Origin of the sequence: Enterobacter asburiae (assembly GCF_007035645.1) — a bacterium.
GTDB classification, from domain to species: Bacteria; Pseudomonadota; Gammaproteobacteria; order Enterobacterales; family Enterobacteriaceae; genus Enterobacter; species Enterobacter asburiae_B.
Genome location: NZ_AP019632.1, coordinates 4,467,232 through 4,482,693 on the forward strand (window position 1 = coordinate 4,467,232; position 15,462 = coordinate 4,482,693).

A 15,462-nucleotide genomic window follows, 5' to 3' on the forward strand; every position below is an offset into this window, starting at 1 on the left:
GTGGCGGCTTCGCCTTACCCGGCCTACAACCCCTTCGAGCTCATCCTTTCTCTTTGGCTTTTGCCAGCATGGCGCGGATGTTCGCCACGTTAGCCTGACCCTTGTGCATCCGCTCTTCTGCGGTAATCACTTTGCGTTCCTGTTCCCAGATCACGTCATCCTGCGGCAGTTCCAGCAGGAAACGACTCGGCTCCGGGCGAACCAGTTCACCGTACTGGCGGCGCTCTTTACACAGCGTAAACGTCAGCTCTTTCTGCGCGCGGGTGATCCCCACGTAGGCCAGACGGCGCTCCTCGTCGACGTTGTCTTCATCAATGCTGCTCTGGTGCGGCAACAATCCCTCTTCCATGCCGACCAGATACACATACGGGAACTCCAGCCCTTTTGACGCGTGCAGCGTCATCAGCTGAACCTGATCGGCCTCTTCTTCGCTCTCGCCGCGCTCCATCATGTCGCGCAGGGTAAAGCGGGTGACCACCTGCGTCAGGGTCATCGGCTCGTCGATTTCAGAGCCCTCCAGCATTTCGGTCATCCAGCTGAAGAGCTGGTTAACGTTTTTCATGCGCATCTCAGCCGCCTTCGGGCTGGCTGAGGTTTCATACAGCCAGGACTCATAGTCGATGCCGTGAATGAGATCGCGCACTGCCGCCACCGGCTCGCGCTCCGCGAGACGCTGCACTTCGCCGAGCCAGTGGGTGAAGCGGGTTAACGAGTCATACCCGCGTCCGGTTAACGTCTGGCTCAGCCCCATGTCGAAGCTGGCGGTAAACATACTTTTGTTGCGGGTCATCGCCCACTCGCCGAGCTTTTGCAGCGTCGCCGGGCCAATCTCGCGTTTAGGCGTATTCACGATGCGCAAAAACGCGCTGTCATCATCCGGGTTAGTGAGCACGCGAAGATAGGCCAGCAGGTCTTTGATTTCTGGCCGCGAGAAGAACGACGTGCCGCCCGAAATTTTGTACGGAATGCGGTTCTGCATCAGCATCTTTTCAAAGACGCGCGACTGGTGATTGCCGCGATAGAGGATCGCGTAATCCTTATATTCGGTTTTGTTGACGAAGTGGTGAGCGATGAGTTCGCCCGTCACGCGCTCCGCTTCATGGTCCTCATTGTTGGCGCTGAGCACTTTCAGCTCCGTGCCGTAGCCCAGTTCGGAGAAGAGACGCTTCTCAAACACGTGCGGGTTATTGGCAATCAGGATGTTTGCCGCCTTCAGGATACGCCCGGAGGAGCGGTAGTTCTGCTCCAGCTTAATCACCTGCAGGGCGGGGAAATCTTTGCTCAGCAGCACCAGGTTTTGTGGGCGTGCACCGCGCCAGGAGTAAATTGACTGGTCGTCATCGCCTACCACGGTGAAACGCGCGCGCTGCCCCACCAGCAGCTTCACCAGCTCGTACTGGCTGGTGTTGGTGTCCTGATATTCATCCACCAGCAGGTAGCGGATTTTATTCTGCCAGCGCTCGCGCACCTCTTCATTGCGCTGCAGCAGCAGCGTGGGCAGCAGGATCAGATCGTCAAAGTCCAGCACGTTGCACGCTTTCATATGCGCATCGTACAGACCGTAGCAGTGGGCGAAAATCCGATCCCGTTCGCCTTTGGCGATCGCCGCGGCCTGGGCCGGCGTCATCAGATCGTTTTTCCAGTTCGAGATCGTCGAGATCAGCTGCTGCAACAGCACCTTGTCATCTTCGATCAGCCCCTCGGTGAGCTCTTTGAGCAGCGCCACCTGATCGGTATCGTCAAAAAGCGAGAAGTTGGACTTCATTCCCAGCGCCGCATACTCGCGTTTGATGATATCCAGCCCCAGCGTGTGGAAGGTGGAGATCATCAGGCCACGCGCTTCTTTACGGCCCAGCGTCTGGCCGACGCGCTCTTTCATCTCGCGCGCCGCTTTATTGGTAAAGGTGACCGCCGCAATGTGTCGCGCCTGATATCCGCAGTTGTGGATCAAATGGGCGATTTTGTTGGTGATCACGCGGGTTTTACCCGAACCGGCCCCTGCCAGCACCAGGCATGGTCCAGTAACGAATTCGACCGCTTGTTGTTGTCCAGGGTTTAAACGCATGGGAGTGTTGCTCAATCTTCGAACGGGGTGTGGATTGTAGCAGAAAGCCGGGCGCAGATTTACCGGCTAATGATAAAGTGGAGAAATCGCGTTTAACCCGTAGAGCAGAACCATGAAAAAGACCGCAGCAGCCCTGCATATTCTGGTAAAAGAAGAGAAACTGGCTCAGGAGATCCTGGTCAAGCTGGAGCGCGGCATCAGCTTTGATCATCTGGCGAAGCGTTACTCTAAATGCCCGTCCGGGCGCAATGGCGGGGATCTCGGCGAGTTTCAACAAGGTGCGATGGTCGGCCCGTTCGATCGGGCGGTCTTTAGCTGCCCTCTCCTGAAGCCCTACGGCCCGGTAAAAACCAAATTTGGCTACCATATCATTAAGGTGCTTTATCGCCGCTGACGCGTGGTATATTGCGCCCCGATTTATTTCAACCTATTCAAGGCACGATCATGGCAAAAACAGCAGCAGCAGTGCACATCCTTGTTAAAGAAGAGAAACTGGCTTTAGACCTTCTGGAGCAGATTAAAAACGGTGCCGACTTCGGCAAGCTGGCGAAGAAGCACTCCATCTGCCCGTCAGGCAAACGCGGCGGCGATCTGGGTGAGTTCCGCCAGGGCCAGATGGTTCCGGCGTTCGATAAAGTGGTGTTCTCCTGCCCGGTGCTGGAGCCAACCGGCCCGCTGCACACGCAGTTCGGCTACCACATTATTAAAGTACTGTATCGGAAATAAACAGCAAGGCCTTCTCTTAGAGAAGGCCTTGAATGTTTGCACCCTCTCCCAGTGGGAGAGGGGCGGGGTGAGGGCATCAGCCCGCACCAGGTGTTAACCCGCTACCGCGATACGCTTCATATCGGTCATGTAGCCACGCAGTTTGTGACCCACTTTCTCGATCTGGTGGCTGCGAATCGCTTCGTTCACATCACGCAGCTGCGCGTTATCCACGGCACCTTCCGCAATCGCTTTACCCAGATCGCCCGTCTGCAGAGTGGTCATAAACTCTTTCAGCAGCGGTACGCAGGCGTAAGAGAACAGGTAGTTACCGTATTCTGCGGTATCAGAGATCACCACGTTCATTTCGTACAGACGCTTACGGGCGATGGTGTTCGCGATCAGCGGCAGCTCGTGCAGAGATTCGTAGTACGCGGACTCTTCGATGATGCCGGAATCCACCATGGTTTCGAACGCCAGCTCAACGCCTGCTTTCACCATCGCGATCATCAATACGCCTTTATCGAAGTACTCCTGCTCGCCGATTTTACCTTCGTACTGTGGCGCGGTTTCGAACGCGGTTTTACCGGTCTCTTCACGCCAGGTCAGCAGGTTTTTATCGTCGTTCGCCCAGTCCGCCATCATGCCGGAAGAGAATTCGCCGGAGATGATGTCGTCCATGTGTTTCTGGAACAGCGGCGCCATGATGGTTTTCAGCTGTTCAGACAGCGCGTAAGCACGCAGTTTTGCCGGGTTGGACAGACGGTCCATCATCAGCGTAATACCGCCCTGCTTCAGCGCTTCGGTGATGGTTTCCCAGCCGAACTGAATCAGTTTTTCCGCGTAGGCCGGGTCGGTACCTTCTTCCACCAGCTTGTCAAAGCACAGCAGAGAACCGGCCTGCAGCATGCCGCACAGAATGGTCTGCTCACCCATCAGGTCAGATTTCACTTCGGCAACGAAGGAAGATTCCAGCACGCCCGCACGGTGGCCGCCGGTCGCCGCTGCCCACGCTTTGGCAATCGCCATGCCTTCGCCTTTCGGATCGTTTTCCGGGTGAACTGCGATAAGCGTCGGCACGCCGAAGCCACGTTTGTACTCTTCGCGTACTTCCGTACCCGGACATTTCGGTGCCACCATCACCACGGTGATGTCTTTACGGATCTGCTCGCCCACTTCAACGATGTTGAAGCCGTGGGAGTAACCCAGCGCGGCGCCGTCTTTCATCAGCGGCTGTACGGAACGTACTACGTCAGAGTGCTGCTTGTCCGGGGTCAGGTTAACCACCAGATCCGCCTGCGGAATCAGCTCTTCGTAGGTGCCCACTTTGAAGCCGTTTTCGGTCGCTTTGCGCCAGGAAGCACGCTTCTCGGCAATCGCTTCTTTGCGCAGAGCGTAGGAGATATCCAGACCGGAGTCACGCATGTTCAGGCCCTGGTTCAGACCCTGTGCGCCACAGCCGACGATGACCACTTTTTTACCCTGAAGGTAGCTCGCGCCATCGGCAAATTCATCGCGCGCCATGAAGCGGCATTTGCCCAGCTGCGCCAGCTGCTGGCGCAAGTTCAGTGTATTAAAGTAGTTAGCCATGGGTGATACCTCGTGATGTTGTGTGTCTTATTGTTCGGTTCGCGTTTCAGCGAGAATGTACCCACATTACAACAGGAAATTTATTGCGGAAATTGATATATTCACAACGTCACGTTGCAATTTTTGCAATATAAAAAGAGGGAGTGGAATCGGTGGATTTACGCGATCTGAAAATGTTCCTGCACCTGGCGGAAAGCCGCCATTTTGGCCGCAGCGCCCGGGCGATGCACGTTAGCCCCTCCACGCTTTCACGCCAGATCCAGCGCCTTGAGGAGGACCTCGGCCAGCCGCTGTTCGTGCGCGATAACCGCACCGTCACCCTCACGGAAGCGGGTGAAGAACTGCGCATTTTTGCCCAGCAGACGCTGCTACAGTACCAGCAGCTGCGACACTCAATTGACCAGCAGGGGCCGTCGCTTTCCGGCGAGCTGCATATTTTCTGCTCCGTGACCGCCGCCTACAGCCATCTGCCGCCCATCCTTGACCGCTTCCGCGCGGCGCATCCGTCGGTTGAAATTAAGCTCACCACCGGCGACGCCTCCGACGCAATGGAAAAAGTGGTGACGGGCGAAGCAGATCTCGCCATTGCCGGGAAACCTGAAACCCTGCCGGGCGCGGTGGCATTCTCAATGCTGGAGAATCTGGCGGTGGTGCTGATTGCCCCGGCGCTGCCCTGCCCGGTGCGTAACCAGGTGTCGGTGGAAAAACCGGACTGGTCGACGGTGCCGTTTATCATGGCCGATCAGGGGCCGGTGCGCCGCCGTATCGAGCTGTGGTTCCGTCGTCAGAAAATCAGTAATCCGTCGATTTACGCCACGGTCAGCGGCCATGAGGCGATGGTGTCGATGGTGGCGCTGGGCTGCGGCGTGGCGCTGCTGCCGGAAGTGGTGCTGGAAAACAGCCCCGAACCGGTGCGTAACCGCGTGATGATTCTGGAGCGCAGCGACGAGAAGACGCCGTTTGAGCTTGGCGTGTGCGCACAAAAAAAGCGGCTGCATGAGCCGCTTATTGATGCGTTCTGGACGATATTGCCGAACCACTAGCCTGCCAGGAAGAAGCGGAAGGCCGGGTTATGGGTTTCGTCGTGGCACTCATAGCCCAGCTCGTTCAGCCGCGTTTCGAAATCCGGCTCGTGCTCGCCCAGTTCGAACGCCGCCAGCACGCGGCCATAGTCGGTGCCGTGGCTGCGGTAGTGGAACAGAGAGATGTTCCAGTGCGTGCCCAGCGTGTGCAGGAACTTGAGCAGCGCGCCCGGTGATTCCGGGAACTCGAAGCTAAACAGACGTTCCTTGAGCGGCTTCGATGGACGCCCGCCGACCATGTAGCGCACGTGCAGCTTCGCCATCTCATCGTCAGAGAGATCGACCACGCTGTAGCCGCCCTCATGCAGCAGGTTGAGGATCTCTTTGCGCTCCTCCACGCCGCGGCTCAGACGCACGCCGACAAAAATGCAGGCGTCTTTGGCATCGGCAAAACGGTAGTTGAACTCCGTCACCGAACGGCCACCCAGCAGCTGGCAGAACTTCAGGAAGCTGCCCTTCTCTTCCGGAATCGTCACCGCCAGCAGCGCTTCCCGCTGTTCACCCAGCTCGCAGCGCTCGGAAACGTAGCGCAGACCGTGGAAGTTCACGTTCGCTCCAGACAGCACGTGCGCCAGGCGCTCGCCGCGAATGTTGTGCTGCGCGATGTATTTTTTCATCCCCGCCAGCGCCAGCGCGCCTGACGGTTCCGCCACCGCGCGCACATCCTCGAACAGATCCTTCATCGCCGCGCAGATGGCGTCGCTATCAACCGTGACGATATCGTCGAGATACTCCTGGCACAGGCGGAAGGTTTCATCCCCAATGCGCTTCACCGCCACGCCCTCGGCAAACAGCCCGACGCGCGGCAGATCTACCGGATGACCCGCATCCAGCGCCGCTTTCAGGCAGGCAGAGTCTTCCGCTTCAACGGCAATGACTTTGATCTGCGGCATCAGCTGTTTGATCAGCACCGCCACGCCTGCGGCCAGGCCACCGCCGCCTACCGGGACGAAGACGCGGTCGAGATGGGCATCCTGCTGCAGCAGTTCCAGCGCCAGCGTGCCCTGCCCGGCAATCACCATCGGATGATCGAACGGCGGCACCCAGGTAAAGCCCTGCTGCTGCGCCAGCTCGATCGCTTTGGCTTTGGCTTCGTCAAAGTTGGCGCCGTGGAGCAGCACTTCGCCGCCGAAACCGCGCACCGCGTCAACTTTGATATCTGCGGTAGCAACCGGCATCACGATCAGCGCTTTCAACCCCAGGCGAGCAGACGAGAACGCCACGCCCTGGGCGTGGTTGCCCGCAGACGCGGTAATCACGCCGCGCGCTTTCTGCTCGTCGGTCAGCCCGGCCATCATCGCGTAGGCGCCGCGCAGCTTAAAGCTGTGCACCGGCTGACGATCTTCGCGCTTCACCAGAATGACGTTGTCGAGGCGCGAAGAGAGTTTTTCCATTTTCTGCAGGGGCGTAACCTGCACGGCTTCATAGACCGGCGCGCGTAGCACCGCTCTCAGGTATTCCGCCCCCTCAGGGGCGGCGGATAAGGGTTGTGACTCGGCCATCATTAGCCCCCAAGTTTAGATTTATCGCGCACCGCGCCTTTATCTGCACTGGTGGCAAGACTCGCGTAGGCGCGCAGAGCGAAGGAGACTTCACGCTGGCGGTCTTTCGGCGTCCAGGCTTTGTCGCCGCGGGCTTCCTGCGCTTCACGACGGGCCGCAATTTCCTGGTCGCTCAGCTTCAGCTGAATGCCGCGATTCGGAATGTCGATTTCGATCAGGTCGCCGTCTTCGATGATGGCGATGTTGCCGCCGCTTGCCGCTTCCGGCGAAACGTGGCCGATAGAGAGGCCGGAGGTGCCGCCAGAGAAACGCCCGTCGGTGATCAGCGCACACGCTTTACCGAGTCCCATAGATTTCAGGAAGGTGGTTGGGTAGAGCATCTCCTGCATGCCGGGACCGCCTTTCGGTCCTTCGTAGCGAATAACAACCACGTCGCCTTCCACCACTTTGCCGCCAAGAATCGCGTCTACCGCTTCATCCTGGCTTTCGTATACCTTCGCCGGACCGGTGAATTTCAGGATGCTGTCGTCCACGCCTGCGGTTTTCACGATGCAGCCGTTTTCCGCAAAGTTACCGTACAGCACGGCCAGACCGCCGTCTTTGCTGTAGGCGTGTTCCAGCGAGCGGATGCAGCCTTCGGCGCGGTCATCGTCCAGAGTGTCCCAGCGGCAATCCTGCGAGAACGCCTGGGTGGTACGAATACCCGCTGGACCCGCGCGGAACATCTTTTTCACCGCGTCGTCTTTGGTCAACATCACGTCGTACTGGTCCAGCGACTCAGGCAGCGTCAGGCCGAGCACGTTTTTCACGTCACGGTTCAGCAGACCGGCGCGATCCAGCTCGCCCAGAATGCCCAGCACGCCGCCCGCGCGGTGTACGTCTTCCATATGGTACTTCTGGGTACTCGGCGCGACTTTACACAGCTGCGGGACTTTGCGGGAGAGCTTATCGATGTCGCTCATGGTGAAGTCGATTTCGGCTTCCTGCGCGGCAGCCAGCAGGTGCAGAACGGTGTTGGTAGAGCCGCCCATGGCGATATCCAGCGTCATGGCGTTTTCGAACGCGGCTTTACTGGCAATGTTGCGCGGCAGCGCGCTTGCGTCGTCCTGCTCGTAGTAGCGTTTGGTCAGCTCAACGATGCGCTTACCGGCGTTGAGGAACAGCTGCTTACGGTCGGCGTGGGTCGCCAGCAGCGAACCGTTACCCGGCTGAGAAAGGCCCAGCGCTTCGGTCAGGCAGTTCATGGAGTTGGCGGTGAACATACCGGAACAGGAGCCGCAGGTCGGACACGCAGAGCGTTCCACCTGGTCGCTCTGCGCGTCAGAGACTTTCGGGTCCGCGCCCTGGATCATCGCATCGACCAGGTCGAGCTTGATGATTTTGTCGGAGAGCTTGGTTTTCCCCGCTTCCATTGGGCCGCCGGAGACGAAGATCACCGGAATGTTCAGGCGCAGGGAGGCCATCAGCATCCCAGGGGTGATTTTGTCGCAGTTGGAGATGCAGACCATCGCATCGGCGCAGTGGGCGTTCACCATATATTCTACGGAGTCGGCGATCAGCTCGCGCGACGGCAGTGAATAGAGCATGCCCCCGTGCCCCATCGCGATACCGTCATCCACCGCAATGGTGTTGAACTCTTTCGCCACGCCGCCGGAGGCTTCGATTTGCTCGGCAACCAGCTTACCGAGATCGCGCAGGTGCACGTGGCCCGGTACAAACTGGGTGAAGGAGTTCACCACGGCGATAATCGGCTTGCCGAAATCGGCGTCGGTCATTCCGGTGGCGCGCCACAGGGCACGGGCTCCCGCCATATTACGGCCGTGGGTGGTGGTGGCTGAACGATACTTAGGCATGCTTTATTGACTCCCGTCTGACTATTTAATGGGACGGTGCGTGCCGTCCCAAATTTATGCTTAGTGATTAACCTGATCCAACCAGCCGTATTTATCTTCTGTCTCGCCGGTGAAGAGGCCGAAGAACGCTTGCTGAATACGTTTGGTGACCGGGCCACAGCGGCCTTCGCCCACCTGGATACCGTCCACGCTGCGTACCGGCGTGATTTCAGCCGCCGTACCGGACATGAACACTTCATCCGCCAGATACAGGGATTCGCGGGACAGCACCTGCTCGCGCACTTCGATACCCAGATCTTTCGCCAGCTTGATGATGGCGTCACGGGTGATGCCCGGCAGCGCGGACGAGGTGAATGGCGGCGTGAACAGAATGCCGTCTTTCACTTCAAACAGGTTTTCACCCGCACCTTCTGAGATGTAGCCATTTACGTCGAGGGCGATACCTTCCTGATAGCCGTGGCGGCGCGCTTCGCTACCGACCAGCAATGAGGAGAGATAGTTACCGCCTGCTTTCGCGGCGGTCGGGATGGTGTTTGGCGCCACGCGGTTCCAGGAAGAGACCATTGCGTCGATCCCCTGCTCCAGGGCTTCTGCACCCAGGTAAGCACCCCACGGGAACGCGGCAATGATCACATCTGTGGTATAGCCGGCTGGCGGGTTCACGCCCATACCGACATCGCCCACAAACACCAGCGGACGAATATAGGCGCTGGTCAGGTTGTTCTTGCGAATCACGTCGCGACAGGCTTCCATCAGCTCATCGACGCTTTGAGAAACCGGGAAACGATAAATTTTGGCTGAGTCATGCAGACGCTGCATGTGTTCGCGATGGCGGAACACCACTGGCCCTTTGTGAGAATCGTAGCAGCGGATGCCTTCAAATACGGAGGTACCGTAGTGCAGCGCGTGGGACATCACGTGGACCTTCGCGTCCTCCCAGCGAACCATCTCACCGTTGAACCAAATGTAATCAGCTTTTTTTGTCGTCATTTTTTCGTCCTGTCACGCTTAAGCGCGGATTTGTTGTGATGTGGTTGTGCTCTGGCAGATGGCAACATGGGCAACGTCTACCAGCTTTGATAACTGACTAAACAGTAAGTCGACCGACCGCGGGCTGGCAACGGTTAATTCGATACTGATATTCCGGGCGTCAGTGGCCGTCTCCATATTCATAGAGCAAATCTGAAAACCACGATGACGCACCACACGCAAAACGCGTTCTAAGGTTTCCGGGTTGAAGCGAGCCTGTACGGCGACCTGATGCTGCATCATGATAATTTCTCCATCATTTGTGAGTTGCTGGCACCAGGCGGTACCAACGGCCAGACGTTCTCGAGTTCGTCGATTGAGACATGAAGCAGGTAAGGCCCATCGCTGTTCAGCATGGTGTCGAGCGCCGCTTCAACCTGATCTTTACGGGTGATGTGCTGACCAGGGATGCCGAAGGCGCTGGCCAGGGTGAGGAAATCGGGGTTATCGGTGAGAGTCGTTTCGCTGTAGCGCTCCTGGAAGAACAGCTGTTGCCACTGGCGAACCATTCCTAAACGCTGGTTGTCGAGCAACACGATCTTCAGCGGCAACTGCTTGCGCTTAACGGTGCCGAGCTCCTGAACGTTCATCATGAAGGAGCCGTCACCGGAGATACAGATAACGGTGTCGTTCGGGCGGGCAACCTGCGCGCCAACGGCTGCCGGCAGACCGAAGCCCATCGTCCCTAACCCGCTGGAGGTGATGAAGTTTTCCGGACGGGTGTAGGTCATGTGCTGCGCGGACCACATCTGGTGCTGGCCTACGTCGGTGGTGACGACGCTGTCAGCCGGTTTACGGTCGGACAACTGCTTCAACAGCAGCGGCGCGTAGATGGCCTCGCCGGGGTGGTCGTAACGCCAGGCGTGCTCGGCGCGCATATCAGCGGTGTGCTGACGCCATGCGTTGATATCCAGCGGCTGCTGCAATGCCGGTAAGAGCGCGTTGAGATCGCCCTGCAAGGCGACATGCGCCTGACGCAGCTTGTTCATCTCCGCCGGGTCGATATCCATATGGATGACTTTGGCGTTCGGCGCAAAGGTATTCAGCTTGCCGGTAACGCGGTCGTCAAAACGGGCCCCTACAGCGATGAGCAGATCGCACTCCTGCACCGCCAGGTTTGCCGCTTTGGTGCCGTGCATCCCCAGCATGCCCAGATAGTAGGGGTAATCCGCGTCGACTGCACCGAGACCTTTCAGCGTGCAGGTCGCTGGCATCTGCGTTGTTGCGATAAATTCGCGCAGGGCAGGAACGGCCTGCGCCATGCCTACGCCACCGCCGACGTACAGCATCGGCTGTTTCGCCTGGGCCAGCATCTGACGGGCCTCTTCAACTTCCGCTTCCGGAAAGGCATCGTCGCTTTCAACGGTAGAGAAGTGCGGTTCCAGATCGCCGAGTGCCACCTGGATATCTTTCGGGATATCAACCAGAACCGGACCGGGACGACCGGAGTTTGCCACATCGAACGCTTCTGCCATTACGCGCGGCAGCTCTTCCAGAGACTGGACGAGGAAGCTGTGTTTGGTGCAGGCCAGCGATAAACCGAGGACGTCAACTTCCTGGAAAGCATCGGTACCGATGAACGGCGACGCCACCTGCCCGGTGATGGCGACAACGGGAACGGAATCCAGCAGCGCGTCAGCCAGGCCGGTGATCAGGTTCGTTGCGCCCGGGCCTGAAGTCGCCATACACACGCCGGTTTTACCGGTCGCGCGGGCGTAGCCAATGGCTGCCATCGCTGCGCCCTGCTCGTGTCGGCACAAGAGATGTTCCACGCCGCCGTCATACAGTGCATCGTAAATCGGCATAATTGCGCCACCCGGATAACCGAATACGGTTTCGACTCCCTGCGTGCGCAACGCATGTACTACCCACTGTGCCCCATTCATAGTTAGTTCCCCGTCATAAATCGGGAGAAACAGAATTTTGTGCTAGTCGTCATTCTCTGCTCCTCATTTACGTTTTTTAGTCATAAAAAAACCCCCGGACCTTTCGGTGCGGGGGTCTTAGTTCGTTAAGGCTTGATTTCTAAGCCTTTCCTCGTCCAAGTGCAGCCCCGCACGGTGGGATAATAATCACCACCACGCTAATCACGACCAGGCTAATCACTCGTAGAAGGGCTGTCATTTTCAGTTCTTTTTGCAGCTTGTTCGAAGGAATACCTAAAGAGTTATCACAGTTTTTAAATAAAACACAAGATTTATTTATGACGGATTTGATTAGGCCGCGAATCATATTTCTTAAAACCGTTGTTTTATATACAGAAATTAGAAAATGAATATTTTTCATTTTTTTACTGCGGTTTTAAGCGTCAAAACGGGGCTTTTTATATTCTGCGAGGAGGCTTCCACGGTTATGAAAGGGTTTCATTGTGTGTTTAAAATCTCTGAACAGGCGGCGTAAATTCGCAAAATGACGCTAAAAAGAAAAAACAGGCGCTGGCATAGTCACACCAGGAGGTAGTGCAAATGTCACTGTCAGTTGTTTATACGCGTGCGGCTCTCGGGGTAAAGGCACCGCTTATTTCCGTCGAGGTTCATTTGAGCAATGGGCTACCCGGACTCACGCTTGTCGGGTTACCTGAAACGACGGTTAAAGAGGCCAGGGATCGCGTTCGCAGCGCAATAATAAATAGCGGTTATACCTTCCCCGCGAAGAAGATCACCATCAACCTTGCCCCCGCCGATCTGCCTAAAGAGGGGGGACGATACGATTTACCTATCGCAATTGCCCTTCTCGCGGCTTCTGAGCAGCTTAATACGACACGGCTAGGCTCGTATGAGTTCGTTGGCGAACTCGCGCTCACAGGCGCGTTAAGAGGCGTTCCCGGTGCGATATCGGGAGCGCTGGAAGCCATACGAGCAGGGCGGCAAATCATTGTCGCCAATGAAAACGCATCAGAAGTGAGTCTTATCGCCGAGAAGGGGTGTCTCATCGCCGGGCATTTACAGGAAGTTTGTGCCTGGCTGGAAGGGCGACATGAACTGTCCGAGCCGGAGGAGTGTGATGATGTTATAGCGGATGCACCAGAGGATCTCAGCGAGATTATGGGACAGGAGCAAGGGAAACGGGCGCTGGAGATTACGGCTGCAGGTGGACACAATCTTCTGTTAATTGGCCCGCCAGGTACGGGTAAAACCATGCTGGCAAGCAGGTTGAGTGGGTTACTTCCACCGCTCAATAATCATGAAGCGCTGGAAAGTGCCGCCATATATAGCCTTATCAGTTCGACGTCGTTGCAAAAACAGTGGCGCCGCCGTCCTTTTCGTTCGCCGCATCATAGCGCTTCACTGACGGCAATGGTCGGCGGCGGATCTATCCCCGGGCCGGGAGAGATCTCGCTGGCACACAATGGCATTCTGTTTCTTGATGAACTACCTGAATTTGAGCGCCGTGTGCTGGATGCACTAAGAGAGCCCATTGAATCCGGTGAGATACATATCTCACGCACGCGAGCCAAAATAAGCTATCCCGCACAGTTTCAGCTGGTCGCGGCGATGAATCCCAGCCCGACGGGTCACTACCAGGGCAACCATAACCGCTGTACGCCAGAGCAGACGTTGCGCTATCTGGGTAAGTTATCCGGCCCGTTCCTCGACCGTTTCGATTTATCCCTCGAAATTCCCCTTCCCCCGCCGGGTCTGCTCAGGCAAACGGGCATAACGGGTGAAAGCTCAGCGGAGGTACGCGAACGGGTGATTGCTGCTCAGACGCGGCAGTACGCTCGTCAGAACAGGCTGAATGCGCGGCTGGATAATGCCGGGATCCGGCAGTTTTGTTCACTTAACGTTGAGGATGCGGGATGGCTGGAGGAGACGTTAACGCGGTTCGGGCTGTCCATACGTGCGTGGCAGCGTTTGCTGAAGGTGGCCAGAACTATTGCTGACGTAGAGGGGTGCAATGACATTGAGAGGAAACATTTGCAGGAGGCGCTGAGCTACCGCGCTATCGATCGTTTGCTGCTGCATTTGCAGAAATTGCTGGCATAAAAAAAGGGGCCGTAGCCCCTTCTCTTCATTTTAGTCATCAGACTCGGTGTAGTCTTCTGCACCTTCCATCTGCGGCTTGCCGCCAGACAGCGTATGGAAGCGCTTTGGACGCTTAATGCGCGCCATGTACTTAATCCATACGCGTTCCGCTTCAGACTCCGGCTCACGCTCACCACGGCAAACAGAAACAAACTGTTTCTCGTCTTCGGTAGCAGGTTCACGCTTCCCCAGATCCAGCTCGTTAAAGGCATAACCATGGCGCTCAAGCAGTTGAGCTTCTTTGATGGTGAAATCGCCGTGACGAGAGAACCCGCGCGGATAATGTTTATTGTCGAAAAAACGATTAGTCGTCGTAAAGCTTTCCGCCATCCTACACGCTCCTAATTCTTTGGCCGAGCTATTTATGGCGCGGAGTATTAGTTACGCTTGACAGAGTGTAAAACAAAACATTTAAATCATAACGACAAATAATTTTGCGGAGAAAGATGTGGATACGGAATTGCTTAAAACTTTCCTTGAAGTGAGCAGAACACGCCACTTTGGGCGAGCAGCTGAAGCCCTTTACCTGACGCAGTCAGCAGTCAGTTTTCGTATTCGACAGCTGGAAAATCAACTGGGTGTGAATCTTTTTACCCGCCATCGCAACAATATTCGCTTAACGCCTGCCGGTGAGAAACTGCTGCCGTATGCAGAAACGCTCATGAATACCTGGCAGGCGGCACGTAAAGAGGTGGCACATACTTCGAGGCATAATGAGTTCTCGATAGGAGCCAGCGCTTCTCTGTGGGAATGCATGCTAAGTCAGTGGCTTACCCGACTGTATCATTCACATGGCCACCTGCAATTTGAGGCCAGAATTGCGCAACGGCAGTCGCTTGTTAAGCAACTTCATGAGCGCCAGCTTGATCTTCTGATCACAACCGAAGCCCCCAAGATGGACGAATTTAGCAGCCAGATTGTGGGCCAGTTTGGCCTGGCACTTTATGCGTCCGAACCTTCGATGATGAAGGCAGACCTGACCTATTTACGCCTGGAATGGGGACCAGATTTTCAGCAGCACGAAACGGGACTGATTGCACCTGATGATGTTCCGCAGTTAACGACCAGCTCGGCAGAGATCGCCTGTCAGCAGCTGTCCCTGCTGAAAGGTTGTACCTGGTTACCTGTTCGCTGGGCAGACGCTAAAGCAGGGCTGCACACCGTGATGGATTCCACCACGCTTACCAGGCCGCTGTATGCAATTTGGCTGCAAAACAGTGATAAGCAATCACAGATAAAAGATCTTTTAAAAATCAATGTAATGGATTGATGCATCAGCCAGCAGGGATGCTGGCTGAAATTAAGAAGAGAATTTTCTGCCGTATTTCAGGCAAAAAAAATCCTTTGCCGAAGCAAAGGATTCTATATGGCAGGGGCGGAGAGACTCGAACTCGCGACACCCGGTTTTGGAGACCGGTGCTCTACCAACTGAGCTACGCCCCTAAAGTTTTTTGCCATTAAGCCTGCCAACAAGGCAGGCTTAATGTCTTAATAAGTGGCGGAACGGACGGGACTCGAACCCGCGACCCCCTGCGTGACAGGCAGGTATTCTAACCGACTGAACTACCGCTCCACCGAAGACTGCTGTAACCACCGGATTTATGCACCGGC

General features: G+C 56.6%; 15 protein-coding genes and 2 tRNA genes. 5 read left to right on the forward strand and 12 right to left on the reverse strand.

What is annotated here, in order from left to right; genetic code table 11:
- Positions 1-40: 40 nt before the first annotated feature.
- Complete coding sequence (rep, locus tag FOY96_RS21405; protein ID WP_032646096.1) at positions 41-2,065, reverse strand: DNA helicase Rep; 2,025 nt, start codon at positions 2,063-2,065, stop codon at positions 41-43.
- A 112-nt stretch (positions 2,066-2,177) separates the two neighbouring features.
- Here rep and ppiC (FOY96_RS21410) point away from each other — a divergent pair, with 112 nt between their 5' ends.
- Together ppiC (FOY96_RS21410) and ppiC (FOY96_RS21415) are read left to right on the forward strand one after the other, a co-directional pair.
- Positions 2,178-2,459, forward strand: a complete 282-nt coding sequence (ppiC, locus tag FOY96_RS21410) for a peptidylprolyl isomerase PpiC (RefSeq protein ID WP_048979297.1) — start codon at positions 2,178-2,180, stop codon at positions 2,457-2,459.
- 50 nt (positions 2,460-2,509) lie between these two features.
- Entirely contained in the window at positions 2,510-2,791 is a 282-nt protein-coding gene (gene ppiC, locus FOY96_RS21415; protein ID WP_023309650.1) for a peptidylprolyl isomerase PpiC, read from the forward strand.
- A 93-nt stretch (positions 2,792-2,884) separates the two neighbouring features.
- Here the strand turns inward: ppiC (FOY96_RS21415) and ilvC are convergent, their stop codons facing one another.
- Positions 2,885-4,360 (reverse strand): ketol-acid reductoisomerase, encoded by a 1,476-nt coding sequence (ilvC, locus tag FOY96_RS21420; RefSeq protein WP_023333828.1) that lies wholly within the window; start codon positions 4,358-4,360, stop codon positions 2,885-2,887.
- A gap of 152 nt (positions 4,361-4,512) precedes the next feature.
- On the opposite strand from ilvC, the gene ilvY reads away from it, so the two are divergent.
- Positions 4,513-5,403 (forward strand): HTH-type transcriptional activator IlvY, encoded by an 891-nt coding sequence (gene ilvY, locus FOY96_RS21425; RefSeq protein WP_023333829.1) that lies wholly within the window; start codon positions 4,513-4,515, stop codon positions 5,401-5,403.
- Here ilvY and ilvA read toward each other — a convergent pair.
- From ilvA to ilvL, 7 genes are all read right to left on the reverse strand, one after another.
- The gene (gene ilvA, locus FOY96_RS21430; protein ID WP_096150382.1) at positions 5,400-6,944 is read right to left on the reverse strand and encodes a threonine ammonia-lyase, biosynthetic; all 1,545 of its coding nucleotides are present in this window, start codon (positions 6,942-6,944) and stop codon (positions 5,400-5,402) included. The genes ilvY and ilvA overlap by 4 nt on opposite strands.
- A gap of 2 nt (positions 6,945-6,946) precedes the next feature.
- A complete protein-coding gene (ilvD, locus tag FOY96_RS21435) occupies positions 6,947-8,797 on the reverse strand; it encodes a dihydroxy-acid dehydratase (protein WP_143347704.1) in 1,851 nt (616 codons plus the stop codon).
- 60 nt (positions 8,798-8,857) lie between these two features.
- Positions 8,858-9,787: a branched-chain-amino-acid transaminase gene (ilvE, locus tag FOY96_RS21440; protein WP_023309654.1), complete on the reverse strand. Its 930-nt coding sequence runs from the start codon at positions 9,785-9,787 to the stop codon at positions 8,858-8,860.
- Between the two features lie 18 nt (positions 9,788-9,805).
- Positions 9,806-10,069 carry an acetolactate synthase 2 small subunit gene (ilvM, locus tag FOY96_RS21445; RefSeq protein WP_024907956.1) on the reverse strand — a complete coding sequence of 88 codons (264 nt, stop codon included), beginning with the start codon at positions 10,067-10,069 and terminating at the stop codon, positions 9,806-9,808.
- Positions 10,066-11,712, reverse strand: a complete 1,647-nt coding sequence (gene ilvG / locus FOY96_RS21450; protein WP_143347705.1) for an acetolactate synthase 2 catalytic subunit — start codon at positions 11,710-11,712, stop codon at positions 10,066-10,068. Before ilvG ends, ilvM begins: the two co-directional genes overlap by 4 nt.
- 2 nt (positions 11,713-11,714) lie before the next feature.
- Entirely contained in the window at positions 11,715-11,765 is a 51-nt protein-coding gene (gene ilvX / locus FOY96_RS23035; protein WP_166792073.1) for a peptide IlvX, read from the reverse strand.
- 86 nt (positions 11,766-11,851) lie between these two features.
- Positions 11,852-11,950, reverse strand: coding sequence for an ilv operon leader peptide (gene ilvL, locus FOY96_RS21455; protein WP_001311244.1), 99 nt, complete (start codon positions 11,948-11,950; stop codon positions 11,852-11,854).
- A 341-nt stretch (positions 11,951-12,291) separates the two neighbouring features.
- Between ilvL and FOY96_RS21460 the strand changes: the two genes are divergently transcribed.
- Positions 12,292-13,812, forward strand: a complete 1,521-nt coding sequence (locus FOY96_RS21460; RefSeq protein ID WP_143347706.1) for a YifB family Mg chelatase-like AAA ATPase — start codon at positions 12,292-12,294, stop codon at positions 13,810-13,812.
- 30 nt (positions 13,813-13,842) lie between these two features.
- Here FOY96_RS21460 and FOY96_RS21465 read toward each other — a convergent pair whose 3' ends face one another.
- Positions 13,843-14,181, reverse strand: coding sequence for a MaoP family protein (locus FOY96_RS21465; RefSeq protein WP_023309658.1), 339 nt, complete (start codon positions 14,179-14,181; stop codon positions 13,843-13,845).
- Between the two features lie 118 nt (positions 14,182-14,299).
- On the opposite strand from FOY96_RS21465, the gene hdfR reads away from it, so the two are divergent.
- Positions 14,300-15,121: an HTH-type transcriptional regulator HdfR gene (gene hdfR / locus FOY96_RS21470; protein WP_094935534.1), complete on the forward strand. Its 822-nt coding sequence runs from the start codon at positions 14,300-14,302 to the stop codon at positions 15,119-15,121.
- 97 nt (positions 15,122-15,218) lie between these two features.
- On the opposite strand, the gene FOY96_RS21475 is transcribed toward hdfR, so the two are convergent.
- Positions 15,219-15,294 (reverse strand) — tRNA-Trp (locus tag FOY96_RS21475).
- Between the two features lie 53 nt (positions 15,295-15,347).
- Positions 15,348-15,424: transfer RNA gene (locus FOY96_RS21480), tRNA-Asp, on the reverse strand.
- Between the last annotated feature and the right edge of the window lie 38 nt (positions 15,425-15,462).

What these genes read in the sequence shown, in the direction of transcription:
- rep (WP_032646096.1), bottom strand. Translation starts at nt 2,065, where the DNA reads ATGCGTTTAAACCCTGGACAACAACAAGCGGTCGAATTCGTTACTGGA.
- ppiC (WP_048979297.1), top strand. Translation starts at nt 2,178, where the DNA reads ATGAAAAAGACCGCAGCAGCCCTGCATATTCTGGTAAAAGAAGAGAAA.
- ppiC (WP_023309650.1), top strand. Translation starts at nt 2,510, where the DNA reads ATGGCAAAAACAGCAGCAGCAGTGCACATCCTTGTTAAAGAAGAGAAA.
- ilvC (WP_023333828.1), bottom strand. Translation starts at nt 4,360, where the DNA reads ATGGCTAACTACTTTAATACACTGAACTTGCGCCAGCAGCTGGCGCAG.
- ilvA (WP_096150382.1), bottom strand. Translation starts at nt 6,944, where the DNA reads ATGGCCGAGTCACAACCCTTATCCGCCGCCCCTGAGGGGGCGGAATAC.
- ilvD (WP_143347704.1), bottom strand. Translation starts at nt 8,797, where the DNA reads ATGCCTAAGTATCGTTCAGCCACCACCACCCACGGCCGTAATATGGCG.
- ilvE (WP_023309654.1), bottom strand. Translation starts at nt 9,787, where the DNA reads ATGACGACAAAAAAAGCTGATTACATTTGGTTCAACGGTGAGATGGTT.
- ilvM (WP_024907956.1), bottom strand. Translation starts at nt 10,069, where the DNA reads ATGATGCAGCATCAGGTCGCCGTACAGGCTCGCTTCAACCCGGAAACC.
- ilvG (WP_143347705.1), bottom strand. Translation starts at nt 11,712, where the DNA reads ATGAATGGGGCACAGTGGGTAGTACATGCGTTGCGCACGCAGGGAGTC.
- ilvL (WP_001311244.1), bottom strand. Translation starts at nt 11,950, where the DNA reads ATGACAGCCCTTCTACGAGTGATTAGCCTGGTCGTGATTAGCGTGGTG.
- FOY96_RS21460 (WP_143347706.1), top strand. Translation starts at nt 12,292, where the DNA reads ATGTCACTGTCAGTTGTTTATACGCGTGCGGCTCTCGGGGTAAAGGCA.
- FOY96_RS21465 (WP_023309658.1), bottom strand. Translation starts at nt 14,181, where the DNA reads ATGGCGGAAAGCTTTACGACGACTAATCGTTTTTTCGACAATAAACAT.